Origin of the sequence: Streptomyces abyssomicinicus (genome assembly GCF_008974245.1) — a bacterium.
In the GTDB taxonomy this organism is placed as follows: Bacteria; Actinomycetota; Actinomycetes; order Streptomycetales; family Streptomycetaceae; genus Streptomyces; species Streptomyces abyssomicinicus.
The window spans coordinates 127217-153677 of the sequence record NZ_BBZI01000014.1; the positions used below are offsets into that span (position 1 = coordinate 127217).

At 70.4% G+C, this 26461-nt stretch carries 21 protein-coding genes; 15 read left to right on the forward strand and 6 right to left on the reverse strand.

Annotated elements, in window-relative coordinates; all coding sequences use genetic code 11:
* The first annotated feature begins 226 nt into the window (after nt 1–226).
* The 5 genes from GBN72_RS34375 (at nt 227) to GBN72_RS31085 (ending at nt 4278) form a co-directional block, all read left to right on the forward strand.
* A complete protein-coding gene (locus GBN72_RS34375) occupies nt 227–400 on the forward strand; it encodes a hypothetical protein (RefSeq protein WP_164540975.1) in 174 nt (57 codons plus the stop codon).
* A 191-nt stretch (nt 401–591) separates the two neighbouring features.
* Nucleotides 592–1245, forward strand: coding sequence for a response regulator transcription factor (locus tag GBN72_RS31070; RefSeq protein ID WP_151775310.1), 654 nt, complete (start codon nt 592–594; stop codon nt 1243–1245).
* A 4-nt stretch (nt 1246–1249) separates the two neighbouring features.
* Nucleotides 1250–2515, forward strand: coding sequence for a sensor histidine kinase (locus GBN72_RS31075; protein ID WP_439959839.1), 1266 nt, complete (start codon nt 1250–1252; stop codon nt 2513–2515).
* A 382-nt stretch (nt 2516–2897) separates the two neighbouring features.
* Nucleotides 2898–3194, forward strand: coding sequence for a DUF4193 domain-containing protein (locus GBN72_RS31080; protein ID WP_005481602.1), 297 nt, complete (start codon nt 2898–2900; stop codon nt 3192–3194).
* Nucleotides 3195–3207: 13 nt separating this feature from the next.
* Complete coding sequence (locus GBN72_RS31085) at nt 3208–4278, forward strand: hypothetical protein (protein WP_439959840.1); 1071 nt, start codon at nt 3208–3210, stop codon at nt 4276–4278.
* 11 nt (nt 4279–4289) lie between these two features.
* Here the strand turns inward: GBN72_RS31085 and GBN72_RS31090 are convergent, their stop codons facing one another.
* Nucleotides 4290–4868: a DUF3093 domain-containing protein gene (locus GBN72_RS31090; RefSeq protein ID WP_151775311.1), complete on the reverse strand. Its 579-nt coding sequence runs from the start codon at nt 4866–4868 to the stop codon at nt 4290–4292.
* Nucleotides 4869–4925: 57 nt separating this feature from the next.
* Between GBN72_RS31090 and GBN72_RS31095 the strand changes: the two genes are divergently transcribed.
* The 6 genes from GBN72_RS31095 to GBN72_RS31120 all read left to right on the forward strand — a co-directional run bounded on the left by GBN72_RS31095 (nt 4926) and on the right by GBN72_RS31120 (nt 8943).
* A complete protein-coding gene (locus GBN72_RS31095) occupies nt 4926–5510 on the forward strand; it encodes a PaaI family thioesterase (RefSeq protein WP_151775312.1) in 585 nt (194 codons plus the stop codon).
* 14 nt (nt 5511–5524) lie between these two features.
* Nucleotides 5525–6019, forward strand: a complete 495-nt coding sequence (gene dut, locus GBN72_RS31100; protein ID WP_151775403.1) for a dUTP diphosphatase — start codon at nt 5525–5527, stop codon at nt 6017–6019.
* 1 nt (nt 6020) lies between these two features.
* Nucleotides 6021–6785: a DUF3710 domain-containing protein gene (locus GBN72_RS31105; RefSeq protein WP_151775313.1), complete on the forward strand. Its 765-nt coding sequence runs from the start codon at nt 6021–6023 to the stop codon at nt 6783–6785.
* A gap of 197 nt (nt 6786–6982) precedes the next feature.
* Complete coding sequence (locus GBN72_RS31110; RefSeq protein WP_151775314.1) at nt 6983–7681, forward strand: ABC transporter ATP-binding protein; 699 nt, start codon at nt 6983–6985, stop codon at nt 7679–7681.
* An 80-nt stretch (nt 7682–7761) separates the two neighbouring features.
* Nucleotides 7762–8160, forward strand: a complete 399-nt coding sequence (locus GBN72_RS31115) for an OB-fold nucleic acid binding domain-containing protein (protein ID WP_151775315.1) — start codon at nt 7762–7764, stop codon at nt 8158–8160.
* A 3-nt stretch (nt 8161–8163) separates the two neighbouring features.
* Nucleotides 8164–8943, forward strand: a complete 780-nt coding sequence (locus GBN72_RS31120) for a DUF3159 domain-containing protein (protein WP_151775316.1) — start codon at nt 8164–8166, stop codon at nt 8941–8943.
* A 90-nt stretch (nt 8944–9033) separates the two neighbouring features.
* On the opposite strand, the gene GBN72_RS31125 is transcribed toward GBN72_RS31120, so the two are convergent.
* Nucleotides 9034–9702, reverse strand: a complete 669-nt coding sequence (locus GBN72_RS31125) for a potassium channel family protein (protein ID WP_151775317.1) — start codon at nt 9700–9702, stop codon at nt 9034–9036.
* Entirely contained in the window at nt 9702–10373 is a 672-nt protein-coding gene (locus tag GBN72_RS31130) for a potassium channel family protein (protein ID WP_151775318.1), read from the reverse strand. The genes GBN72_RS31125 and GBN72_RS31130 overlap by 1 nt, the downstream gene beginning before the upstream one ends.
* Nucleotides 10374–10619: 246 nt before the next feature.
* Between GBN72_RS31130 and GBN72_RS31135 the strand changes: the two genes are divergently transcribed.
* Together GBN72_RS31135 and GBN72_RS31140 are read left to right on the forward strand one after the other, a co-directional pair.
* Entirely contained in the window at nt 10620–12695 is a 2076-nt protein-coding gene (locus GBN72_RS31135) for an APC family permease (protein WP_151775319.1), read from the forward strand.
* 250 nt (nt 12696–12945) lie between these two features.
* Nucleotides 12946–14277, forward strand: a complete 1332-nt coding sequence (locus tag GBN72_RS31140) for a class I SAM-dependent RNA methyltransferase (protein ID WP_151775320.1) — start codon at nt 12946–12948, stop codon at nt 14275–14277.
* 706 nt (nt 14278–14983) lie between these two features.
* On the opposite strand, the gene GBN72_RS31145 is transcribed toward GBN72_RS31140, so the two are convergent.
* Nucleotides 14984–15811, reverse strand: a complete 828-nt coding sequence (locus GBN72_RS31145; RefSeq protein ID WP_151775321.1) for an AfsR/SARP family transcriptional regulator — start codon at nt 15809–15811, stop codon at nt 14984–14986.
* 213 nt (nt 15812–16024) lie between these two features.
* Here GBN72_RS31145 and GBN72_RS31150 point away from each other — a divergent pair, with 213 nt between their 5' ends.
* Entirely contained in the window at nt 16025–18835 is a 2811-nt protein-coding gene (locus GBN72_RS31150) for an AfsR/SARP family transcriptional regulator (RefSeq protein WP_151775322.1), read from the forward strand.
* Nucleotides 18836–18892: 57 nt separating this feature from the next.
* On the opposite strand, the gene GBN72_RS31155 is transcribed toward GBN72_RS31150, so the two are convergent.
* A complete protein-coding gene (locus tag GBN72_RS31155) occupies nt 18893–19228 on the reverse strand; it encodes an integrase core domain-containing protein (RefSeq protein ID WP_151775323.1) in 336 nt (111 codons plus the stop codon).
* Nucleotides 19229–19282: 54 nt separating this feature from the next.
* Nucleotides 19283–19591, reverse strand: coding sequence for a transposase (locus tag GBN72_RS36135; RefSeq protein ID WP_151775324.1), 309 nt, complete (start codon nt 19589–19591; stop codon nt 19283–19285).
* Nucleotides 19592–20092: 501 nt separating this feature from the next.
* Between GBN72_RS36135 and GBN72_RS31165 the strand changes: the two genes are divergently transcribed.
* Entirely contained in the window at nt 20093–26203 is a 6111-nt protein-coding gene (locus GBN72_RS31165; protein ID WP_246213020.1) for an RHS repeat domain-containing protein, read from the forward strand.
* Nucleotides 26204–26461: the final 258 nt, after the last annotated feature.

Genomic DNA, 26461 nt, shown 5'->3' on the forward strand with positions numbered 1-26461 from the left:
AACGTCTGGCCTATGCCAGATTTCTTTGCCGCCGAAGGTTTCCACACGGTGACGCGTGGGGAGGACGGTTTCCAACCCCGCGATCACGCTCCGCACGTGCCGTACCACCATGCGGCACGTCATGGCCCCGTCGTCCGCCCGTCCCGTTCTCCCGGAGGCACGGCCGGACGCACCGCCCGCGTGATCGTCCCTTCCCGACCCACGACCCAGGACGAGGGGGCGCCGCATGGACGCATTCACCGCAGGGCTGCTGAAGCGCATAAGGGCTGCCGAGTCGCACCTCACGCAGGCACGCGACGAGGGCGACGAGTTCGCCGCCGAGGTGGAGCAGGGCGAGCTGGACGACCTGCGCCGTCTGGCCGCCGAGCACGGTGTGGAGGTCGGCGCCGCGAGCGTCTGACAGCCCACCGGGCGTCGCGACCCGAGCACCACGCAGACACCGGCACCAGGAAGGGGCCCCGGCATCCGCCGGGGCCCCTTCGCCTTTCTGCGCCCCTTGTCGCCTTACGGCCGACTTACCGGCCCAAGAGGCAGGATGGAGGCGGTCCCACCGGTAGGTCAGGCCGGTGGAAGTCAGGAAGGAAGGCCGACGTGCGCGTACTCGTCGTCGAGGACGAGCAGCTGCTCGCGGATGCGGTGGCCACCGGTCTGCGCCGTGAGGCGATGGCCGTCGACGTCGTGTACGACGGCGCCGCGGCCCTCGAGCGCATCGGAGTGAACGACTACGACGTGGTCGTCCTCGACCGTGACCTCCCGCTGGTGCACGGCGACGACGTGTGCCGACGGGTCGTCGAGCTGGGAGCCCCCACCCGGGTGCTGATGCTCACCGCCTCCGGCGACGTCAGCGACCGGGTCGCCGGACTGGAGCTGGGGGCGGACGACTACCTGCCCAAGCCCTTCGCGTTCAGCGAGCTCACGGCGCGCGTACGGGCGCTGGGCCGCCGCACCAGCATGCCGCTGCCGCCGGTGCTGGAACGGGCCGGGATCCGGCTCGACCCCAACCGGCGCGAGGTGTCCCGCGACGGCCGGCAGATCCAGCTGGCGCCCAAGGAGTTCGCGGTGCTCGAGGTGCTGATGCGCAGCGAGGGCGCCGTGGTGTCGGCGGAGCAGCTGCTGGAGAAGGCCTGGGACGAGAACACCGACCCGTTCACCAACGTGGTGCGGGTGACGGTGATGACGCTGCGCCGCAAGCTGGGCGAGCCGCCGGTGATCATCACGGTGCCGGGCTCCGGATACCGGATCTGACGCCGTGGCCGCCACCCCGACCCCGCCCCTGCCCCCGCCGCCGCGCGTCCCGCCGCGCCCCAGCTGGGACCCCAAGGAACAGCGGTCCGCCTTCCCGTGGCTGCGTCCGACGATCCGGATACGGCTCACGCTGCTGTACGGCGGTATGTTCCTGATCGCCGGCATCGTGCTGCTCTCGATGATCTACCTGCTGGCCGCCCAGGCGATCTCCACGGGCAACCAGCCCCCGTTCAAGATCGTCCAGTACATCGAACCCATCCGGGTGAGCAGCGACCGCTGCCCCGCGGTCAACACCGGCCAGCTCTCGCTCGAGCAGTTCAACACGGAGATCGCCCGGTGCGTCGACCTCCAGCGTCAGGCCGCCCTCGACGACCTGCTCAGCCGCTCGCTGCTGGCGCTGCTGGGACTCGCGGTGATCGCGTTCGCCTTCGGCTACGCGATGGCCGGGCGGGTGCTCTCGCCCCTGGGGCGGATCATGCGTACCGCCCGCGCGGTGGCCGGATCCGACCTGTCCCGGCGCATCGAGCTGGACGGTCCGGACGACGAGCTGAAGGAGCTGGCGGACACCTTCGACGACATGCTGGAGAGACTCCAGCGGGCCTTCACCGCCCAGCAGCGCTTCGTCGGCAACGCCTCGCACGAGCTGCGCACCCCGCTGGCGATCAACCGCACGCTCCTGGAGGTGCACCTGTCCGACCCCGGTGCGCCTCCCGAGCTCCAGCAGCTCGGGCGGACTCTGCTGGCCACCAACGAACGCAGCGAGCAGCTGGTGGAGGGGCTGCTCCTGCTGGCCCGCAGCGACAACCAGATCGTCGAGCGCAAGCCGGTGGACCTCGCGGAGGTGGCGACCCGCGCCCTGGACCAGGTGCGCGGCGAGGCGGCCGAGCGGGGCGTGGAGTTCCGCGGCGCACGGTCCTCCGTGGTGGTCCAGGGCAACGGCGTCCTGCTGGAGCGGATCGCGCTGAACCTGGTGCAGAACGCGGTGCGCTACAACGTGCCCGAGGACGGCTGGGTGGAGGTCACGACCGGCGCCGAGCAGGGCCTGGCGGTGCTGGTGGTCACCAATACGGGGCCCGTGGTGCCCGCCTATGAGATCGACAACCTGTTCGAGCCATTCCGGAGGCTGCGGACCGAGCGGACCGGCAGCGACAAGGGTGTCGGCCTCGGCCTCTCGATCGTCCGCTCGGTGGCCCGGGCGCACGGCGGGCACATCACGGCCGTCCCCAGGGAGGGTGGCGGACTGGTGATGAGGGTCACTCTGCCCCTCTGAACGAGTGACACCCTGTTCGCTCTGCGCTGAATCCCGGAGTGTCGCGTCCGAACGGAAGCTGTGGGATCGATCACAGATGTGTCACGGAGAGCCTCTACTCTCCGTGACGAAAAGCCGCTCCGAAAATGAGGAAAATCCGGGTTTTCGGGCGTCCTGATGCCGGGCAGTACACGGAGAGACGCCTTTGAACTGGGGCATTCGCAGGGTGTACGGTCCGGTTCGCCATCCGAGCCGGTCACTCTTCGGGAGTCCGGTTGGGTGTCGATTGAGTAACAGACCTTGATGTGAGGCAAAATCTCCGCCTCGGGTCGGGCACAAGTCCGGCCTCTCACGCGTTACGTGCGCTGGAGACACCCAAGACCACCCAGAGGGGGAGAGCGACATGGCAACCGACTACGACACTCCACGCAAGACCGACGACGACGTCGACTCGGACAGCCTGGAAGAACTGAAGGCGCGGCGGAACGACAAGTCCACCTCCGCGGTGGACGTCGACGAGTTCGAGGCCGCCGAGGGCCTCGAACTGCCCGGAGCGGACCTCTCCAACGAGGAACTCGCCGTCCGGGTGCTGCCCAAGCAGCAGGACGAGTTCACCTGCATGAGCTGCTTCCTGGTGCACCACCGCAGCCAGCTGGCCCGCGAGAAGAACGGTCAGCCGATCTGCCGCGACTGCGACTGAGGCGGGGTCGGCCGTGACCGGCTCGACCCCACCCTGGAAGCGCCGCCCCCGCAAGCGGGGAGCGGACCCCGAGCCGCCCGTCGGCTCGAACGGCGCGCGTGACGTCGAAGAGCGGGGCCCCCGTGCCGTGACCGGCGAAGGAGCCCCGCTCGAACCGGCCGGCGGCGGCCTCCCGGCGCCGGCCGCGCCGGAGGGCCCCGCCGCCCGGCGGCGGGCCGCGGACCGGCTGCACGCCGCCCTCGGCGCCGTCACCGACCGGATGATCGCCATCGCGCCCCGTATCCCGGTGCGCGACCTGGACACCCTGCGCAAGCATTTCCCGGGCCTCGGCCCCGAGGAGATCGCCGACCGGCTCGTCGCCGGAGCGGCCAGGGCCACGGCGACCGTGGGTGCGGGCGTGGGCGCAGTGAACATGCTGCCGGTCCCGCCGGCCATGGCGACCAGCCTCGCCACGGAGATCACCGGCGTGGCCGCGGTCGAACTCAAGCTCGTGGCGGAACTGCACGAGATCTACGGGCAACGCCCTCCGGGCGACCTCCGGGCCCGCAGCACCGCCTATCTGACGGCCTGGTCCTCCGAGCACGGCGTCAAGGCCGGCAACCCGGCCAGTCTCCCCAAGGTCGTCGACAGCGGCCTCAAGCAGGCGCTGCGGCGGCAGATCAAGAGACGCCTGGTCCGCAACGTGCCGAACCTGCTGCCCTTCCTGCTGGGCGCCGCCGTGGGCGCCGTGATCAACCGGCGGGACACCAGGCGGTTCGCCGAGCACATCCGCGCGGACCTGCGGAAGGCGCAGGTGCCGTGGGAGCGGCTGGAGGGCCTGCCCCCGCTGGAGAAGCCCGCACAGCCCCTGGCGCTGCCCGAGATCGGACGGGGACATCCCGCACCGGGGCACCCTGACCCGGATCAGCCGGGGCACCCTGCTCCGGAGGCGCCGGGACACTCCGCTCCGGAGGCACCGGGACTCTCTGATCCGGACGGCCCGGGGCACTCCGCTCCGGACGGGCCGGGGAGCCCGGCTCCGGACCACTCCGCGCCCGAGCGGAGGGATCCGGACCACGGGCCCGGGAACCCCCGGAGCGAATGACGGGGGCGGCCTTACGCGGCCGTCGCCCTGGCCGCCTCCACCGCCGCCGCCAGCCGATCCGGCTCACGCGTCGACAGGTAGAGGTACGGAGTCGGGTCCTGCGGGTCGACGACCTCGACCCGCAGCGCCCTCGGCACGTAGGCCCGCAGCAGCATGAACGCCCGCGGATCGGCCTTGTGGGACCGCCAGGCGCGCGCCTCGGCCGGATCCAGCACCTCGGCCTCGCCCAGCGCCGACACCGGGATCCGGGCGTCGCCCGCGATCAGCGAGCCGCCCGCCACCCGGATCTGCGCGGAACCGTACGAACTCACCACCATGGCCGAGCCGGCCGCGCCGACCGCCAGACCGCCCAGCATGGGCAGCACCCCGAACGGATAGACCACCAGGGCGGCCGCCAGGCCCAGCAGCAGGCAGTAGAACCACCAGTGCCACGGCGCCGACAGGCGCTCGTCGTAGGAGACGGCGGCCCGGACCGGCACGGGCTCCGGCGAGGCCGGCACCGCGGACCGTCCCGAGGACGGGGACGGCGACGCCGAGGAGGCGGACGGGGACGCGGACTGCTGGGGGGACTGCGAGGGGGAACGCTCCATGGAACCAAGCTTGGCACGGTGGCGGCCCCTCGCGTACGCGCGGGTAAGGTCAGCGCCGTGAGTGCAACGAACACGGCCGTCCAGCCCCCCGTCGACGCCGCCGCCCCCGTGCGGCACCCCGAGGCGCCCGCCCCCGGCGAGCCCGTCGGTTCCCACTACGAGAACTGCTTCGGCTGCGGCTCCGGTCAGCCCCACGGCCTGCACCTGGCCACCCGGGCGGGAGAGGGCGTGGACGTCACCGCCGAGTTCACCGTGCGCCCCGAGCACCAGGGCGCCCCCGGTCTGGCCCACGGCGGCATCCTCGCCACCGCGCTGGACGACGCGCTGGGCTCCCTCAACTGGCTGCTGCGCACCATCTCGGTCACGGGCCGGCTGGAGACCGACTACCTGCGCCCCGTCCCGGTGGGCAGCGTGCTGCACATCGCCGCCGAGGTCACGGCGCGGGCCGGGCGCAAGATCTACGCCACCGCCGAAGGGCGCCTGGACGGCCCCGACGGCCCGGTGGCGGTCCGCGCCGACGCGCTGTTCGTCGAGGTCAAGGTCGACCACTTCATCGAGAACGGCCGCCAGGAGGAGATCCGCGCGGTGATGGACGACCCCGACGTCCGCCGCCAGGCACGGGCCTTCGAGGTCAACCCGTGAGCGACGGCCTCGAGGTGCTGATCCGCCGCGTCGACCCCGAGGTGCCGCTGCCCGCGTACGCGCACCCCGGTGACGCGGGCGCCGATCTGCGCACGACCGAGGCCTGTGAGCTGGCCCCCGGTGAGCGGGCCGTGCTCCCCACCGGGGTGTCGATCGCCCTGCCCGAGGGGTACGCGGCCTTCGTGCACCCGCGCTCGGGTCTGGCGGCCCGGTGCGGTGTGGCCCTTGTGAACGCCCCAGGGACGGTGGATGCCGGGTACCGTGGGGAGATCAAGGTGATCGTGGTGAATCTCGACCCGCGCGAAAACGTGCGGTTCGAGCGCTTCGACCGGATCGCGCAACTGGTCGTCCAGCAGGTCGAGAGGGTCCGCTTCCAGGAGGTGGCGGAGCTTCCCGGCTCGGTACGGGCCGCAGGGGGCTTCGGGTCCACCGGCGGTCATGCCGCGGTGGGCGACTTGGCGGGTGGGAATCGATACGGTTCGGTCGTATCCGACCGGGAAGGACAGTGACGTGTTCGGACGTCGCAAGAAGGGCACAGCCGCCGACGGCGCGGCGGGCGAGGCCGAGCAGGTCGTCGGCGGTGTCGGCAGCGGGGCGGACGAGGCCGAGGCGGAGCGGGTGAGGCTGGAGCCGGCCCCGCGCCCCGACGGCCCGTGGGACAGCTCCGAGGTCCGTGAGCCGGGCGAGGGCCGGGTCGACCTCGGCGGCCTGTTCGTGCCGGGAGTCGACGGCATGGAGCTGCGCGTGGAGGTCGCCGGTGACGCCATCGTCGCCGCGACCGTCGTGCTGCGCGACAGCGCCGTCCAGCTGCAGGCCTTCGCCGCCCCCAAGCGTGAGGGCATCTGGGGCGAGGTGCGCGAGGAGATCGCCTCCGGCATCACCCAGCAGGGCGGCATCGTCGACGAGGTCGAGGGACCGCTGGGCTGGGAGCTGCGCGCCCAGGTCCCGGTGAAGCTGCCCGACGGCACCGGCGGCTTCCAGGTCGTCCGGTTCATCGGCGTCGACGGCCCGCGGTGGTTCCTGCGCGGTGTGATCTCCGGCCAGGGTGCCGTGCACCCCGAGGCCGCGGGTCTGCTGGAGCACATCTTCCGCGACACGGTCGTGGTGCGCGGCGAGGGCCCGATGGCGCCGCGTGACCCGATCGTCCTCAAGCTGCCGAACGACGCGCAGATGGTGCCCGAGGGCATGCAGGCGCCGGCCGAGGACCAGGGCTCCCGCTTCGCGGGCGGCATCGGCCAGCTCCAGCGGGGCCCGGAGATCTCCGAGGTCCGCTAGCGCCCCGGCCCGCCGCCGCGCCCCCGTGAGCGGGGCGCGGCCGCGGGATGCCCCGGCCACCCCGTCCCGGCGCCGTCACGACGCGTCGGGGGCGGGCGGGCGGCCCGTGCCCGCACCCCGGGAACCGGGGGCCGGTGCCGGGCGTTGGAGGGCGTGAGAGGGGTGGTGGACACCCCGGGGGCAGGGAGGGGTTGCGCATGGGCATGGTGCGGGTCCAGGACGTGCGGAAGACCTACGGCACGGGTGCCGCGGCCGTCTCCGCCCTCCGTGGCGTCTCCCTGGACATACCCGAGGGAGAGCTGGTCGCCCTCAAGGGCCGCTCCGGCTCCGGCAAGACCACCCTGCTGAACATCGTCGGCGGCCTCGACAGCCCCGACTCCGGCACCGTGGTGGTGGACGGCCACGACCTGTCGTCCCTGGGCGAGGAGAAGCTGCTCGCCCTGCGCCGTGACCGCATCGGCTTCGTGTTCCAGTCCTTCGGGCTGATACCGATCCTCACCGCCGCCGAGAACGTCGGCGTCCCGCTGCGTCTGCGCGACGCGGACCCGGCCGAGCGCGAGGAACGCGTCGAACTGCTGCTCTCCCTGGTGGGCCTCGCCGGGCACGCCGCCCAGCGCCCCGCCGAGCTCTCCGGCGGGCAGCAGCAGCGGGTGGCGATAGCCCGCGCCCTCGCCAACAGCCCGGCGCTGCTGATCGCCGACGAGCCCACCGGCCAGCTGGACGCGGAGACGGGCCACTCGGTCATGGAGCTGCTGCGCGCCGTGGTCCGCAGCGAGGGCGTGACCGCGCTGGTCGCCACCCATGACAACACCCTGCTCGACCTCGCCGACCGGGTGCTGGAGCTGGCCGACGGCCACGTCGTGGAATCGGTGGTGGAGGCGGTCGTGGAGGCGTGAGCGCCGCTTCCGGCGAATCGTGTGGAAGGCCGCATTCCGCTTGGGTTCCGGCGTCTGCGCACCCCCGGTAGGCTGCAGACATGAGCGCTGTTCCCCGTTCCGACAAGCCGGTGGGCCGGTTCCGCCGCATGATCGACCGGCTCTCCTCGTCCCAGGAGGACCTGGAGCGCGAGGAGCTGCAGGAGGAGACGGACACCGCGGGAATGACCCGAATAGGTGACTGCAGCGACCGTGAGGTCGTTACGGTCACTGGTACCTTGCGCACGGTCACCCTGCGCCCGCGGGCGGGGGTCCCGGCCCTGGAGGCCGAGCTGTTCGACGGCTCCGCCTCCCTGGACCTGGTCTGGCTGGGCAGACGCTCCATCGTGGGCGTCGAACCCGGACGCAGGCTGATCGCGTCGGGCCGGATCACCCTGATCCACGGCCGTCGTGTGCTGTTCAACCCCCACTACGAACTGAGACCCCTCGGACGGGAGTAGCCGGTGACGTCGCTCGACAAGCCGACCGAAGAGACGCAGCAGCCGGAGCACGACTCACGGGCTGCGACCGAGGCCGCGCTGGGCGAGGCGTTCGGCGGGATCCGCGGCATGATCGAAACGGTCGTGCCGGGGCTGCTCTTCGTCGCGATCTACACCGTCAACAAGGACCTGCACATCTCGGCCATCGCCGCGCTCGCGGTGTCGCTGCTGATGGGCGTGGTCCGGCTGATCCGCAAGGACACCGTCAAGCACGCCTTCAGCGGCGTCTTCGGCGTGGCCTTCGGCGTGGTCTTCGCCATGATGACGGGCAACGCCAAGGACTTCTACCTGCCCGGCATGCTCTACACGCTGGGGCTCGCGGTCGCCTACCTGCTCTCCACGGCGCTCGGCTTCCCGTTGATCGGCGTGATCCTGGGACCGCTGTTCAAGGAGAACCTGTCCTGGCGGAAGCGCAATCCCGGACGGAAGAAGGCATACGCGAAGGCGAGCGTCGCCTGGGGCCTGATCCTGCTGGCCAAGTGCGCCATTCTCTTCCCGCTCTACTGGTGGGCGGACACCACCGAACTCGGCTGGGTGCTGATCTCGCTGAAGATCCCGCCGTTCCTGCTGGCGGTCTGGCTGACCTGGGTGTTCCTGGCCAAGGCGCCCGCTCCGATCGACGTCTTCGCCGAGATGGAGGAGCGGGAGCGGGCGGAGGCGGCCGCGGAGGCCGCCGACGCGGAGGCCGGGTCCGGTGAGGCGGCCGCGCCGGAGCAGGGCGGCCGGCACCGGCGCGACAGCTGACCGCGCCCGCGCCCCACGGGGCCGGGTAACGCCGGAGCGGCCGGGCCGGGACACCCTGGGTGGGTGTCCCGGCCCGGCCGCTCCGGTGGGTCAGGCGCCGTTGCGGACCGAGAGCAGGCTCTCCAGCTGCTCCTCGCGGTCCTGCGCGGCCACGAACAGGAGCTCGTCGCCCGCCTCCAGCGAGTCCTCCGGCGAGGGCGCCAGCACCCGCGAGCCGCGGATGATGGTGACCAGCGAGGTGTCCTGCGGCCACGCCACGTCGCCCACCCGGGTGCCGGCCAGCGCCGACTCCGGGGGCAGGGTGAGCTCGACCAGGTTCGCGTCGCCGTGGCTGAACCGCAGCAGGCGGACCAGATCGCCGACGCTCACCGCCTCCTCGACCAGGGCCGACATCAGACGCGGCGTCGAGACGGCGACGTCCACGCCCCACGCCTCGTTGAAGAGCCACTCGTTCTTCGGGTTGTTGACCCGCGCGACGACCCGCGGCACCCCGTACTCGGTCTTCGCCAGCAGCGAGACCACCAGGTTGACCTTGTCGTCGCCGGTCGCGGCGATGACGACGTTGCAGCGCTGGAGCGCCGCCTCGTCCAGCGAGGTGATCTCGCAGGCGTCGGCGAGCAGCCACTCGGCGCGCGGCACCCGCTCCACCGAGATGGCGGTCGGCGCCTTGTCGATCAGCAGCACCTCGTGGCCGTTCTCCAGCAGCTCGCCCGCGATCGAGCGGCCGACGGCGCCGGCTCCGGCAATGGCGACCCTCATCAGTGCCCCGCCTCCTCTTCCGGACCCTTGGCGAACGCGGCCTCGATCTCGGCCACGTCCTCGGTCCGCATCATGACGTGGACCAGGTCGCCGTCCTGGAGGACGGTCTGCGACGACGGGATCATCGCCTCGCCGAACCGCGTGAGGAACGCCACGCGCACGCCCGTCTCGTCCTGGAGCCTGCTGATCCGGTGACCGATCCACGCCGGGGAGGTGTGCACCTCGGCCAGCTGGACGCCGCCGGTCGGGTCGCGCCACAGCGGCTCGGCGCCCGACGGCAGCAGCCGGCGCAGCATCTGGTCGGCCGTCCAGCGGACCGTCGCCACCGTCGGGATGCCCAGACGCTGGTACACCTCCGCCCGCCGGGGGTCGTAGATACGCGCGGCGACGTGCTCGATGCCGAACATCTCGCGGGCCACCCGGGCGGCGATGATGTTGGAGTTGTCGCCGCTGGAGACGGCGGCGAAGGCGCCCGCCTCCTCGATCCCGGCCTCACGCAGGGTGTCCTGGTCGAACCCCACGCCGGTGACCCGGCGGCCTCCGAAACCGGAACCCAGCCGGCGGAAGGCCGTGGGGTCGCGGTCGATCACGGCGACCGTGTGCCCCTGCTGCTCCAAGGTCTGGGCGAGCGCGGCGCCTACGCGTCCGCAGCCCATGATGACGATGTGCACGACCGTCCTTCCGGTGTTCCGATTTGTCGCTACTGCACTGCGTTGGCCGAGTTGTCACGGCCGGCCGGTGTCACCGGTCGGCAGGAACAGGGTCTCAGACAGCCGCCCAAGGTACACACGCAGCGTCGGGAGCAAACCACCCCCCGCACCCATCGGGTAAAGGGTTGGTGATGTTTTCACTCCCTTAACGCGTTCCTGATGTCCCTGGCTGGGACCTCCCCCCGGGCCCGCCTACGATCCTCTGTCGTGTCCAAACTGACCGACGTGCCCAAACGCATCCTTATCGGGCGCGCACTTCGCAGCGACCGGCTGGGGGAAACCCTTCTGCCCAAGAGGGTCGCCCTGCCCGTCTTCGCCTCCGACCCCCTCTCCTCCGTGGCCTACGCTCCCGGAGAGGTGCTGTTGGTCCTGTCGATCGCGGGCGTGTCGGCGTACCGGTTCAGCCCCTGGATCGCCGCCGCGGTCGTGGTGCTGATGTTCACGGTCGTGGCCTCCTACCGGCAGAACGTCCACGCCTACCCCAGCGGGGGCGGCGACTACGAGGTGGCCACCACCAACCTCGGCCGCCGGGCCGGCAAGGCGGTCGCCAGCGCCCTGCTGGTGGACTACGTGCTCACGGTGGCGGTGTCCATCGCCTCCGGCATCGAGAACCTGGGCTCGGCCGTGCCGTTCGTGGTCGAGCACAAGGTCGCCTGCGCCGTCGGGGTGATCGTCCTGCTCACCTTGATGAACCTGCGCGGCGTGAAGGAGTCGGGCAAGCTCTTCGCCATCCCGACCTACGTCTTCGTCACGGGCGTCTTCGTGATGATCCTCTGGGGCGCCTTCCGCGGGATCCTCCTCGGTGACGACCTCAAGGCCCCCACCGCCGACTACGAGATCCACGCCGAGCACGGGGGGATCGCCGGTTTCGCCCTGGTCTTCCTGCTGCTGCGGGCCTTCTCGTCCGGCTGCGCCGCGCTGACCGGCGTGGAGGCGATCTCCAACGGCGTGCCCGCGTTCCGCAAGCCGAAGTCCCGCAACGCGGCGACCACGCTGCTGCTCATGGGCGCGATCGCCGTCACCATGTTCTGCGGCATCATCGCCCTCGCCATGGCGACCGGCGTCAAGATGGCCGAGTCGCCCGCCCACGAGCTGCTGAAGGACGGGCAGCCGGTGGGCGCGGACTACGTCCAGCACCCGGTGATCTCGCAGGTAGCCGAGGCCGTCTTCGGGCACAACACGTTGCCGTTCCTGATCCTGGCCGGGGCCACCGCGCTGGTCCTCTTCCTCGCCGCCAACACGGCCTACAACGGCTTCCCGGTGCTCGGCTCGATCCTCGCCCAGGACCGCTACCTGCCCCGCCAGCTGCACACCCGCGGCGACCGGCTGGCCTTCTCCAACGGCATCGTGCTGCTGGCCGGCGCGGCCGCCCTGCTGGTCGTCGTCTACGACGCGGACTCCACGCGGCTGATCCAGCTGTACATCGTCGGCGTGTTCGTGTCCTTCACCATCAGCCAGATCGGCATGGTCCGGCACTGGAACCGTCACCTGGCGACGGAGCGGGACCAGGCCACCCGCCGGCGGATGCACCGCTCGCGCGCCATCAACGCCTTCGGTGCCACCTTCACCGGGCTGGTGCTGGTCGTGGTGCTGCTCACCAAGTTCACCCACGGCGCGTGGGTGGCCCTGCTGGGCATGGTGGTCTTCTACGGCACGATGACGGCGATCCGGCGCCACTACGACCGGGTCGCCGAGGAGATCGCGGCGCCCGACGAGCCCGGCGACGAGAGCCGGCGGCCCTCCCGGGTGCACTCCGTCGTCCTGGTCTCCAAGGTCCACAAGCCGGCCCTGCGGGCGCTGAGCTACGCCAGGATGATGCGCTCCGACACCCTGGAGGCGCTCACCGTCAACGTCGACCCGGCGGAGACGAGGGAGCTGCGCGCCGAATGGGACCGGCGCCGGATCGGCGTCCCGCTGAAGGTCCTGGACTCGCCCTACCGGGAGGTCACGCGCCCGGTCGTCGAGTACGTCAAGAACCTGCGCCGGGAGTCGCCCCGGGACATGGTCTCCGTCTACATCCCCGAGTACGTGGTCGGCCACTGGTATGAGCAGCTGCTGCACAACCAGAGCGCGCTGAGGCTCAAGGGCCGGCTGCTCTTCCAGCCCGGTGTGATGGTCACCTCGGTCCCGTATCAGCTGGAGTCCTCGGAGGCGGCCCGGCTCCGGGCACGTCGGCGTGCCGACTGGAACGCGCCGGGTTCGGTGCGGCGCGGTCCGGCCGTGCCGTCCCGCAACGGTGAGCGGCGGGACAAGGGCGGGCCGGAGGAGGGCGGGACCGGCTGACCACGGCCGGTTCCCTCCCGCTCCGTCTCCGGCGGCTGCCGGTTCGTTCCTGCTCCGGCGGTGGCCCGGTCCTTATCCGTTCCGGAGGAGGCGTCCGGTCCCCGTCCGCCTCCTCCGGTCGGGCCCGCGTCGCCGTCGCCGGCCGGAGCGGCGCGTCCCGCCGAGCGCGTAGACTGGTCGGCTGTTGTCCGGACGCGCGCCACGGGTGCGCGTGCCCGATTCGTCACCGAGGTTGTGGAGTCACCCCGCCATGCAGGCACAGGAGAAGAAGTCGCTGGTGGGGGAGGAGTACGAGGTCGAGATCGGCCCCGTCGCCCATGGTGGGCACTGCATCGCCCGGACCGACGAGGGCCAGGTCCTCTTCGTCCGGCACACGCTGCCCGGTGAGCGCGTCGTGGCCCGGGTGACGGAGGGCGAGGAGGGCGCGCGGTTCCTGCGCGCCGACGCCGTGCGGATCATCGAGGCGTCCAAGGACCGCGTCGAGGCTCCCTGCCCGTTCGCCGGCCCCGGCAAGTGCGGCGGCTGCGACTGGCAGCACGCCAAGCCGGGCGCGCAGCGGCGGCTCAAGGGCGAGGTCGTCGCCGAGCAGCTGCAGCGGCTGGCCGGGCTCACCCCGGAGGAGGCCGGCTGGGACGGCACCGTGATGCCCGCCGAGGGCGACAAGGTGCCGGCCGGCCAGGTCCCGTCCTGGCGGACCCGCGTCCAGTACGCCGTCGACCCGGGCACCGGGCAGGCCGGTCTGCGCAAGCACCGGTCGCACGAGGTGCAGGTGATCGACCACTGCATGATCGCCGCCGAGGGGGTCAGCGAACTGGGCATCGAGCGGCGTGAGTGGTCCGGCATGGAGAGCGTGGAGGCCATCGCCGCCACCGGCTCCCAGGACCGCCAGGTCATCCTCACCCCGCGCGAGGGCGCCCGGCTGCCGATCGTCGAGCTGGACCGGCCCGTCTCGGTGATGCGGGTCGGCGAGAAGGACGGCGGCGTGCACCGGGTGCACGGCCGTCCCTTCGTCCGCGAGCGGGCCGACGGCCGGACCTACCGGGTCGGCAGCGGCGGCTTCTGGCAGGTCCACCCGAAGGCCGCGGACACCCTGGTCACCGCCGTGATGCAGGGCCTGCTGCCGCGCAAGGGCGAGACTGCCCTCGACCTGTACTGCGGCGTCGGTCTGTTCGCCGGAGCGCTCGCCGACCGCCTCGGCGACGAGGGCGCGGTGCTGGGCATCGAGTCCGGCAAGCGCGCGGTGGAGGACGCCCGCCACAACCTGGACGGCTTCGACCGGGTCCGCATCGAGCAGGGCAAGGTCGAGGCGGTGCTGCCGCGCACCGGCATCACCGAGGTCGACCTGATCGTCCTCGACCCGCCGCGTGCCGGCGCCGGCCGCAAGACCGTCAGCCACCTCGCCTCCCTCGGCGCCCGCCGCATCGCCTACGTCGCCTGCGACCCGGCCGCCCTCGCCCGCGACATCGCCTACTTCCGCGACGGCGGCTACCGGGTGCGGACGCTGCGGGTGTTCGACCTGTTCCCGATGACCCACCACGTGGAGTGCGTCGCGATCCTTGAGCCGGTGAAGAAGGGCCTTTGACCTGCGGTTTCTCCGCACTGGGTCGACTCTCGACGTGTTCTGCCGTGCACGACAGGTGGGGCGGGGTACCCCCCACCTGCGGTTTCCCGCTGCCGGGACCCGTGTGAGAGCTGTCGTGGGCCGACTTGCCGAGAACCCTGACGCTCATATGACGCTCGAAATGACGCCATGCTGGAGGGCCGGCGGCTCCGATGCGGGTGCTCCCACCTGCCAGGAGCAGCGCCCCTGTATCAGGGCTGAGAGAGCCCCGACCGCTGGCGACTGCTTCTGATTACGTAGGGTGATGTTGAGGGCCATCGCGCAGGGCACGGGCTTTCGATCGGGTGGCGTTTCACGGGTGCGCCTGTGGGTGCGTTCGTCGGGACGAGGCCCGGAGAGGAGCGCGGACGCACGAGTGAGCCTGTGCACGAGCGTGCCGGAACACCGCGAGCCGCTCCGGGTGAGGGATCCGCGTGAGCCGGGACGGGACGAGAGGTGCGAGGGAGCGGTGGGGGCGCTTCCAGTGACGTGCGCACGCCATCAACGAGGGCCCGGCGTCCCCGTCGAGAAGGCGGACCGTTCGGGGGAAGCGGCGGCGATCCTGCCTGCGCCGGGCGAGAAAGGGGAGGCGCGGACGCCACGGGCCCGCGCCGCCGCACGAGGAGCCCCCTGATCTCGGTGCAGGTTCTTCCCGCACGCCCGCGCCGTATATCCCCGCACGTGTTCGTCAAGCCATCGCCAGAAAGCGAAGAAGGAGCTGGTCCTCCGGCTCCCCGGCCACGCGAATCCCGCCAGGCCGTGCGAGCTCCGGAGCACGGGCGATCACCTTCGTGTGCAGGAACCTGAGGTCCGCACCCGGCTCGTCACCCAGTTCCTCGACCAGCGCGGCACGAATCCTTGAGTAACACCGGAGCGCTTCGTGCTGCCGCCCGTCCCGGTGCAGCGAGAGCATCAGCATCGCTGCGATCCTCTCGTCGAGCGGGTCCTGCTCGGCCAGTTGGAACAGTTCCGGGATCGCCTCCCCCTGACGGCCCATCCGCAGCAGGACCGCGATCCTGCTCGTACGTGCGCCGAGCCACTCCCTCTCGAGGGCGGCACGTGCCCTCCCAGCCCACTCGATGGAGAGATCCGGCAGGGGCAGGCCGGACCAGAGGGCGCACGCCGCGTCGAACATCTCAAGGGCTTCCGCGTCGTCATCGCGGCGCACCGCATGCCGTGCTTCGGCCAGCAGTCCGCGGAAGCGGTGGAGATCGATGTCCTGAGGATCGACGAGAAGCTGGTAGCCCCCACGCCGCCGTGCCACGACGCTGTATCTGGGCGACTGCCCGGGCTCGGCGATCGCTCTGCGGAGGCGAGTCGCGCATGTGTACAGGGCGCCCGTGGGATGCACCGGTTGATCGCCTCCCCAGATCTCCTCCGCCGCCCGTTCGTCCGAGAGGAACGCGTTCGGCCGCCACGCCAGTAGCGCGAGCAGCGCACGTGCCTTCTCCGAGGGCAGCCGGACAGCTCCGTCGCGTCCGTGAATTTCGACCGCACCCAGTAGACGTATCTTCATCCGGCCTGGCCTCCTGCACCTGTGGTGAACTCGCTGTCGGCAACGGCGCAATCGGGCGGCGTTCCGCCGCCGGGCGGGCCGCCCGGTTCCGCCGCGCCACCTGCTGAAACACTTTCTCCCGGGGCACTTGCAAGCCGCTGATCCTGCGCTGAAAGCCGGGTATGATCCGGGCCCAGCACAGCCCTGGAGTGCTGTCGAGCAGAAGGTGATCGCATGAACGACACCCGCTTCCGGGTGCTGGGTCCGATCGGCCTGAGTAGTCGAGGGCTGGTGCACCGTCCGCGCACACCGCAGCAGCGGACCGTCCTGGCCACGCTGCTCCTCACCCCGGGCCGCGTGGTGCCGGCCGCCAGACTGGTCACGGCGTTGTGGGGTGAGGATCCGCCGAGCACGGCGCGCAATTCGGTCCAGGTGCAGATATCCAGGCTGCGTCAGTTCCTGAAGCAGCACGATGTGGCAGAGCTCATCACCTCGTCGTCGGGCTACGCGCTCGAAGCCGAGCCGGACCTGGTGGACCTCCACCGGTTCCGGCAACTGGTCCGTGCGGCACAGGCCGCTCATCCGGCCACCGCTGTCGACCTGCTCGAACGCGCCTTGGACGAGTGGAGTGGTCCTCCGCTGGCCGACGCGGCGGGTGACTGGCTCGCGACCACCATGGTCCCCGTGCTGGAGGAGGAGCGGCTGGGCGCCGTGGAGTTACTCGCGGAGCTCGCCCTGGAAGCCGGGCGGCACGACCATGTCGTGCGCGCGCTCATGCCTCTGCACCCCGATCACCCGCTGCGGGAGCGTCTGTCCGCTCTGCTCATCACGGCACTGCATCGATCCGGCCGACGTGCGGACGCTCTCCAGACATACAGACGGGTGCGCGAGCAGTTCATCGCGGAACTGGGCCTCGAACCCGGGGAAGAGCTGCAGCGCGCGCACATCGAGGTCCTGGGCGGCGAGGCGGGGACGGGCCGACCGACAAGTACCCCGCCTTTCGCACCGAGCTGGGCGACGCCATGCCAACTTCCGCCCGGCGTCGAGCACTTCGCTGGTCGGCGCGCGGAGATGGCGCAACTGCAGAGTCATCTCGACGACTTCAGGCCGGGGCTTGGCACCTCCCCCCTGGTCTGTCTGATCACCGGTATGGGCGGTGTGGGGAAGTCGGCGCTGGCGGTGCGCTGGTGTCTCGCCAACCGCCAACTGTTCCCGGACGGCCAGCTCCACCTGGACCTGCGCGGCTTCGGCCCTGACGACGCACCCGTCGCCCCCAACGACGCGGTGCGGACGATCCTGGAGTCGCTGGGTGTTCCGGCGATGCGCATCCCGGCGACGTTCGACGCACGGGTCGGGCTGTTTCGCAGTCTCCTGGCGGACCGCCGGATGATCATTGTCCTGGACAACGCCCGGGACTCGGAACAGGTCCGCTCGCTGATTCCCGGGTCTCCCGGATCCCTGGTCGTCGTCACCAGCCGGAACGTCCTGTCGGACATCATGGTCGGGCACGGGGCACGGCTCGTCACTCTGGATCCGTTCACCGCGGAGCACGCCGGTGAGCTGATCACGCGGAGACTGGAACACACCGCGGCGACCCCTGAACGAGCCACGATCCAGAAGATCACGAATGTCTGCGGAGGGCTGCCCCTGGCGCTCAACATCGTTCTGGCCCAGGTGATCGCCCATTCCCAGGACCTGGCCCTCCTCATGTCCGACGACATGATCCATCCGGAGCAGCGGCTGGAAGCGTTCTCCCAGGGAGAGGGCAGGAGCAATCTGGAGGCGGTGTTCTCCTGGTCCTTCCGGTCCCTCACACCCGAATCGGGCCGCCTCTTCCGCCTCCTGGGCATGCACGTCAATCCGGAGATCACGCTGGCGGCCGCCGCCAGCTTCCTGGGCGCAGACCTGTCGCGTGCGCGGCGTGCGATGTCCGAACTCGTCCGGAGTCATCTGATCAACCCGCTCGGCAGGGACCGGTTCGTGGTGCACGACCTGGTGTGGGCGTATGCGCGCAAAGTCGCCACCACGGAGATCGCCCGGGCCGACAAGGATGCCGCCCGGCAACGCGCTCTGGAGCACTATCTGCACTCGGCGATGCGCGGTGATCTGGTACTGAACCCCTTCTTTCAGATTCCGCTGCCCGTTCCCTCCCCCGGGGAAGGAGTGACCGTCTGCGAGTTCACCGACAGTGAGGCGGTCTCCGACTGGTTCCACGCGGAGCGCCGGGCGCTGACCAGTGCGGTCGAGGAGAGCGCCGAGTCCGGCAGTAACCTCACGTGGCAGTTCGCCCGCGCCGTTCGGACCTACTTCTATCGTTACGGCAGGCTGCCCGAACAGGCACGCATGCACGAGCTCGCGCTGGCGGCAGCCCGACGGAGCGGGGAGGCCCTGCCTCGCGCCTACTCACACTTCGGGCTGGGGCAGGCGTTCAACAGGCTGGGCCGCTTCGCGGAGTCCCGCGACCACCTTGAGCAGGCGCTGGGCATCTACCGGGACGCGGACGAAGCCGTTGGCGTCGCCGTGGTCGAGACCGAGCTCTCCGTCCTCTCGGGCCAGCAGGGCGAGAACGAGGAGGCCCTCGCGCACAGCCTCAAAGCGCTGGAGGTCTGCCGTCTCATAGGGCACGGGCCCGGTGAGGCGATGGCGCTCAACAACGCGGGCTGGTACGAGGCACAGTTGGGGGAACTGACCGCGGCCCGCGACGACTGTGCCCAGGCATACGTCCTGTTCGAGCGTCTGGGTGACCCCATGGGGGCGGCGGCGGCGCTGGACAGCCTGGCGTTCGTGCACCGTAGTCTCGGCGAACCTGACCAGGCGGTCGTGCACTATCAGAAGGCCCTGCGGATGCGCGCCGGGCACGAGCTCATCTATGAGGCGGAGACCCTCGCCCAACTGGCGGAAGCTCAACTGCTGATGGGCTCGTCCGAAGAAGCCCTGGGGTCGCTGCGCAGGGCCATCAGCCTCTTCCGGAACATCTCTCCGGCGGATGCGTCGCGGGTCGAGGCCAGGCTGGCCGAGCTGGAAACCCTCATCACATCCTCCTGAGCCGACGACGCTCCGGCTGATCTTGCTCCGCTTTGACGGACACGGTGGTTGTGCCGGTCAGGCCGCGAGAGCGGATTCGTAGTCGGCGGGGCTGCGACAGCCCAGGCTGCCGTGCAGGCGGCGGACGTTGTACCAGCCTTCGACGTACTCGAGGATCGCTGTACGGGCGGAGGCTCTGCTGGTCCACACGTGGCCGCCGGCGGGGACGAGTTCGCGTTTGAGGGCAGCGAGGAAGGACTCGGCGAGAGCGTTTGACCGACCCCGTGAGTGTCCTGGCGTTGATCGTCGACCGCCCGGCCGGGGCTCCCCGATCCTTGCGGGATCCGGTGCGAACAGACTGAAATTCTCAGCAGACTCCGGTCCGCCCCACGGACAGCCGTATGCCCATGCGATCGGCGGCTGCGAGTTCCCGGCTGGTGTACCGACAGCCCCTGTCGGCGTGAAAAATCAGCTCTGGCCTGGGCTCAGGCCGTCCTTCTCACCGTGGTCGGCCCGGGCCTGGCCGACCCACAACCGCACCGCGGTCTCCGTCAGGTCGAAGTCCCGGGCGACCTGACCGATCGTGCGGTCCCCACGTCGGCACAACTCGACGATCTCCGCCTTGAACTCCGGTGTGAACGAGCGGCGAGGGCGTGGCTTCTTCTTCCCCCATGCTCTCCATGGTGGACATCCTTCCGGGGGCCTCAACCCCTGATCCCGGATGTCCGCCAAAGCGAAGCAAGCCCAGGCCGCGTGTGTCGTCGGCGCGGTCCGCATCGCGCCGCATGGTGGTCGCGTCCGCGCCGCGCCCCCGCCGTGCGATGCCAAGACACGCGACGGCCTCCCCCGACCATCGGCCGAACAAATGGCGCGAGGGCGCAATCCCCGCCGGCGGCGATCACCGCTGACAGGTGGAGGCCGAGTCGGGTGACAGAAGTCTGAAAGATGATGACAGCACACTGCTCTCAGCAATCGTCGACGTTTCAGAAGCCGCACCACGGCGGCGTGGCCTGCCACGCCGCCATGGCAATGGTGTCCGCCCTCTTGTCGTCCCCACCCCGGCCGCTTGCTGGGGTGTTGCCGGGGCGGCCGGATGTCCGGTGGAGAACGGGGGGAAGTGTGGGTGTGAGACGAACGAGCTTACGTACGTGCGCGGTTGCCGCTTCGGCAGCGGTCTTGGCGGTGTTGCTGCCGGCTCAGGCGACGGCGGCCGCTGGACCGGGTGACAAGGGTCCGGCACCGTCGTTACGTCAGCCGAAGGCGGTGCCCGTCGAGGCCGTGAGACAGGGCAGGTCGAAGAAGCCGGACGACGCGGCAGCACACCCCTGGGAGCCGTCCAAGGGCACTTGGCCGAAGGCAGGGTCTGCCAAGGTCGCTCTCCGCACCGGGGCCGCGCAGGCGCTCCAGGCCGGCGACCTGCCGGTACGCGTCGCTCCCGCGGGGGGTGCGGCCCGGGACATCGGTGCCGGTGAGGGGGCGGTGCTCGAAGTGTCCGTCGCGGACCGGGTGACGGCCCGCGAGGCGGGTGCCGACGGCGCCCTGGTCTCCATCAGGCGGACCGACAAGGCCACGATCAAGCAGCCGTTGAAGGTGACGGTGGACTACTCCGCCTACCGAACCGCCTTCGGCGGTGACTTCGCCGGCCGACTGCGGCTTGTGGAGCTGCCTGAGTGCGGGTGGAGCACGCCCGCGGCCAAGCGCTGTGGGGTGGGCAAACCCCTGGAGACCCGCAACGACACGAAGGCCGGAACGCTGACGGCGACGCTGACACCGTCCGCGGCGATGGCGGCGAGCGGCGCCGAGGGGCTCTCACCGGCCCGTGCGACCGTGCTGGCCGTGACAGCCGAGGCGGAAGGCTCGTCGGGCACCTACAAGGCGACCACCCTGCAGCCGTCGGGCACGTGGAGCGCCGGGAACTCCACCGGCGCCTTCTCCTGGCAGCATCCCATCACGGTGCCGGCGGTGCCGGGCGGGTTGCAGCCGGGCGTCTCACTCGGCTACTCCTCGCAGGCTGTGGACGGCCGCACAGCGGCATCGAACAACCAGCCGAGCTGGATCGGGGACGGCTGGGACTGGCAGCCGGGATACATCGAGCGCCGCTACACGTCCTGCAACGACGACAAGGACAAGCCCGTGGCGACGAACACCGCCAAGGTGGGCGACATGTGCTGGTACTCCGACAACGCCGTGCTGTCGCTGAACGGCAAGTCCACCGAACTGGTGCACGAGTCGGGCAAGGGCTGGCGTCCCGCGGACGACTCGGGCGAGAAGGTGGAGAAGCTCACCGGCGCCTCCAACGGCGACGAGGGCACGGCCGGAGTGGACGGCGTGGGTGAGCACTGGAAGATCACCACGACCGACGGCACGCAGTACTTCTTCGGTCTGAACAGGCTGCCCGGCTGGTCGGACCACGGCACCGCGGCGGACGATCCCGTGACCAACTCGGCTTGGACCGTGCCGGTGTTCGGCAACCAGTCCGGAGAGCCGTGCCACGAGGCATCCTTCGCCTCCGCCTGGTGCCAGCAGGCATGGCGCTGGCAACTGGACTACGTGGTGGACCCCCGTGGCAACGCCATGGCGTACTACTGGAACAAGGAGACCAACCACTACGGCCGCAACGTGGACGAGTACACGGGCGCCTCGACCAGTACCCCGTACATACGCGGCGGTCACCTCGACCACATCGACTACGGACTGCGCTCCAACGCCGTCTACACCGGCAAGGCGATGGGCCAGGTCCACTTCACGGTCGCCGAGCGCTGCCTGACCGCGTGCTCGGCCTTCGACGAGGCGCACGCCGCGAACTGGCCGGACACCCCCCAGGACCTCGAGTGCAAGTCCGGAACCGAGTGCAACGACAGGTACGCACCGAGCTTCTGGACCCGCAAGCGTCTGACGGAGATCACCACGAAGGTGCTGACCGCAGGTACGTACAAGGACGTGGACTCCTGGACACTGGCCCAGGACTTCCCTGCTGCGGGGGACGGTATATCCACCCCCATGTGGCTGCGCTCGATCACCCGCACGGGAAGGACGGGCGGTACGGCGGCCATGCCGCCGGTGACGTTCGCCGGCGAGCAGATGGCCAACCGCGTGGACAGGACGGGGGACGGCCTGGCTCCGTTCATCCGGCTGCGCCTGAACCAGATCATCACCGAGACCGGCGGTGGCATCGGCGTCAACTACAGCCCGCCGGGCTGCACCTCCACCACCCTGCCGCCCACCGACGCCGCCAACGGCACACGGTGCTACCCGGTCAAGTGGGCAGCGGAGGGGTCGGCCGCGAAGACGGACTGGTTCAACTCCTACGTCGTCACCGAGGTCGTCGAGGACGACAACCTCGCGGACACCCCGCACGTCTCCACGAAGTACTCCTACCTCGGGGACGCCGAGTGGGCCAGGAGCACGGACGAGTTCACCAGGCCGGCCGACCGCACCTACTCGATCGCCCGCGGTTACGGGCGGGTGCAGACGCGAAAGGGTGCCGGTACGGATCCGACCACGCTCGCCGAGACACGCTACTTCCGCGGCATGGACGGCGCGGCTGTGACCGACTCGGCCGGAGTGTCGGTGACGGACCGCGAGCAGTTCGCCGGGATGCCGCGCGAGCAGGCCACCTACAACGGGGACACCGGTGCGCTGGTGTCGGCCACCTCCTACACGCCGTGGCGCTCGGCCGCGACCGCGACCGAGGTGCGTAAGACCGCCTGGGACGAGGCTCTGCCGGACCTGGTGGCCCACGGGACCGGCACCCAGAAGGAGCAGACACGCACCACGGTGACGGGCGGGGTGCGGAAGACCTCGCTCACCCGTACCTTCGACAGCCACGGCATGGTGGCCACAGTCTCCGAGACGGGGGACGAGGCCAGGAGCGGCGACGAGAAGTGCACCACCACCACGTACAACCGCAACGAGACCGCCTGGCTCCTCAACACCGTGGCCCGGGTCGAGACGGTGGCGGTCACATGCGGGTCCACGGTCAGCCGGCCCGGCGACGTGGTGAGTGACACCCGCACCTACCACGACGGCGCCACCAGCCTGACGACTCCTCCGTCCAAGGGACTTGTCACCAGGACGGAGCGGATCAAGGGTGCCGGCACCGGTTACGACACCGTCAGCACCACCGCCTTGGGCGACTACGACATCTACGGCCGTGCCCTCAAGGTCACCGACGTCCACGGCAAGGTCACCAGCACCGCCTACAAGCCCGCGGCCGGTGAAGTGCCGACCGAGGTCGAGGTGATCAACCCGCTCGGCCACCGGAGCACGAGTGTGCTCGAGCCGTGGCGCGGTCAGCCGACCAGTGTCACCGACGCCAACGGCCGGGTGACCACCAGCCGTTACGACCCGCTGGGCCGACTGGTGAAGGTGTGGACCCCGGCGCACACGGAGGCCGCCTACCCGGACAGGCCCAGCTACAGCTTCTCCTACGAAGTGCGCCGCGACGCACCGGTGGTCGTCAGGTCCGAGGAGCTGAACCACGCGGACGCCTACCGGTCGTCATACGTCTTCTACGACGGCCTGCTGCGGCAGGTGGAGGCCCAGGAGCCGTCCCCCGACGACTCCGGCCGATTGGTCAACCGCACCCTGTACGACTCACGTGGTCTGGCCTGGCACAACTCCGGCAGCTTCTACGCCACCGGTGCGGCCGAGGGCGTCATGGTGACGGGCCAGGAGCTCAACTACCCGTCCGCCGCCGAATCCGTCTTCGACCGCGCGGGGCGGGTCACCGCTGTGATCTCAAGGAAGTACGGGGACGAGACCAGGCGGACCACCACCGCCTACACAGGGGACTCCACCACGGTGGTCCCGCCGGCGGGCGCCCCCGCCACCAGGACCGTCAATGACGCACTCGGGCGGACCGTACGGGTCGACGAGTACACCGACGCCGGGCGTACCACCACCCAGTCCACCTCCTTCGGCTACGATCGGCGCGGCCACCTGGCCAGGGTCGAGGACGCGTCCGGCGCGGTCTGGACCTACGAGTACGACGTTCGTGGCCGCAAGGTACGTTCCGTGGACCCGGACAAGGGCGCCTCGGTCAGCGTCCACGACGCCGGGGATCGGGTGACCGACGTCACCGACTCGCGTGACATCACCCTGCACACCGACTACGACGCACTGGGGCGCAGGACCGCACTGAAGCAGGGCACGAAGCTGCTCGCGAAGTGGGAGTACGACACCGCGACCGGTGGCCTCGGCCGGCTGGGCACGGCCACCCGGTACGACGGGTCGGACGCGTACACCACCAAGGTCACCGCGTACTCGACGCTGTACAAGCCGTCGGTGACCGAGGTGACGATCCCGGCCACAACGGCGAACGGCGCCCTGGCCGGAACGTACAAGTGGACCACCTCGTACTTCCGGACGGGCGAGGTGAGGTGGACCAAGCACCCGGGAATCGGTGGCCTGCCGGCCGACGAGCGGGTCGAGAACGCCTACAATCCGGCCGGTCTGCCGGAAACTCTGTACGCCGGCGCCGAGGCCGCCGACGCACTGGTCAGCAGCACGACCTACGACCACTACGGACGCGACATCCGTGTGGAGCAAGGCGAGTTCGCCAGTCCGCTGATCACCACCAACACCTACGACGAGCACACCGGCCGGCTGACGCAGACCACCACCGACCGCAGCATCGCGCCCCAACGCGTGATCGACACCGGGTACAGCTACGACCTGGCGGGCAACATCACCAAGGTCGTCACCGGGACCGGGCAGGACACCACCCGGCAGGTGGACACGCAGTGCTTCACGACCGACGCACTGCGCCGCATCACCCAGGCATGGACCGCCACGGACAACTGCGCCAAGGCGCCGAGCACTTCGAACGTCGGCGGGCCCGACGCCTACTGGACGTCCTACACCTACGACGCGATCGGCAACCGCAGGACGGAGACCCAGCACGCCACCGGGGCCGCAAGCGGCGACACCACCCGCACCTACGCCGCACCGCCCACCGGCACGCACGAGCTGCCTTCGGTGACCACCACCGGACCGGCCGGCACCACGACCGAGAGGTACGAGTACGACGACGCCGGCAACACCACGGCACGCGCGCGCTCGGCCGGCAGCCAGGACCTGACCTGGGACGCCGAGGGCCACCTGGCCACGACGACCGAAGGCGCCAAGGCGACCAGCTACCTCTACGACACCAACGGGCAACGGCTGATCCGCCGGGACAGCACCGGTACGACCCTCTACCTGCCGGACGGTACCGAGGCGACGCTGAAGAACGGCACGGTGACCGGCACCCGCTACTACGCCTTCGCCGGTCGTACGGTCGCGGTGCGCACCGCGGGAAAGATCACCTTCCTGCTCGCCGACCACCACAACACCGCCACCACCCAGATCAACGCCACCACCCAGGCGGTCACACACCGCCGCAGCCACATCTTCGGAGCCCCCCGCGGCACTTCCCCGACGTCCTGGAGAGGGGACAAGGGCTTCCTGGGCGGCACCAACGACGGGGACACCGGTCTGGTCCACATCGGAGCGCGCGAGTACGACCCCACCACCGGACGCTTCATCAGCGTCGACCCGTTGCTGGAGCTCGACAAACCGCAGTCGATCAACGGCTACACCTACGGCATGCAGAACCCCCTTGCCTTCAGCGACCCGACAGGCATGGGAGTTGCCGAGTGCATGTCCGGAGTGATCACCGGCTGCTCCAACGGCATCCCGGACAAGGATTCCGAGTACCACCCGGAGCGTGAGCGCCCGGCTTCGTCGCCGAGTGACGTACCAGGCATGGAAGACACCAAGAACAAGGTCGGCTCGGCCATGCGGGATCCGGACGTGACCAAGCTGCTGAAGAAGGTCGCGTGGGACATGCTGTCGGGGAGAAATACGGCGAATGCCGAGACGCTCTACCACAAGATGGTCGACTTGACCGGCGTGTCCACCGTGGGTGTCTGCCTCTCCGCAGGTGTGTCGGCCGGCCCCGTGGGGGGCGGTGCCAGCGTGTGCACGAACATGACGCTGACTGCGGACAGGAAGATCAAGTTCTACACGGAGGAGACCGTCAGTGTGAAGACGGGCGCTCATGTCGGGTCCGAAGCAGCAGTGACTCTTCTGGTCAGCAATGCCGACGACCCGAAACAGTTGAAGGGCCTGAGCTTCGAAGCGGAGGGGACCGCCTCTCTCAACGGAGTGGGACTGACCGCGAGCGCCGGCTATATGCACGACAAGAGGAACAGTAGGGGCAACCCGGTGTTCACGGCCCAGGCGGGATTCCACCCGGGTGCCAAGTTGGGATTCTCCATCGCCGCCAACTGGTCCCTCAAGGGGGGAACGTTGGCGAACGCTGCCAAGAATGCCGGAGGATTCCTTTCCGACAAGGTGAACGGCGCCTTCGGCGCGCTGGTCGACTTCGGTAAGTACCCCAGGTGACAGGGTGGCCGGTCCGGAGACCCGGTTCCTGGTCACTCCGGTAATCCTCCTGACCGGAATCACGGCCCTGTGCATTTCCACGGAATGATCGACCGGCTGTTCAACAGAGCCCACGGAGTGCTTCCCCGGCGAGCGGAACGGCTCATGCACCACGTCAGGGGTGTGCTGTGGATCGCTGCAGCCGCACACCGGTGGCGCCGGTCCTGCCGGCGCCGGCCACCGGGCCGGTCCCGAAAGCAGGAACCTCTCATCTTCATT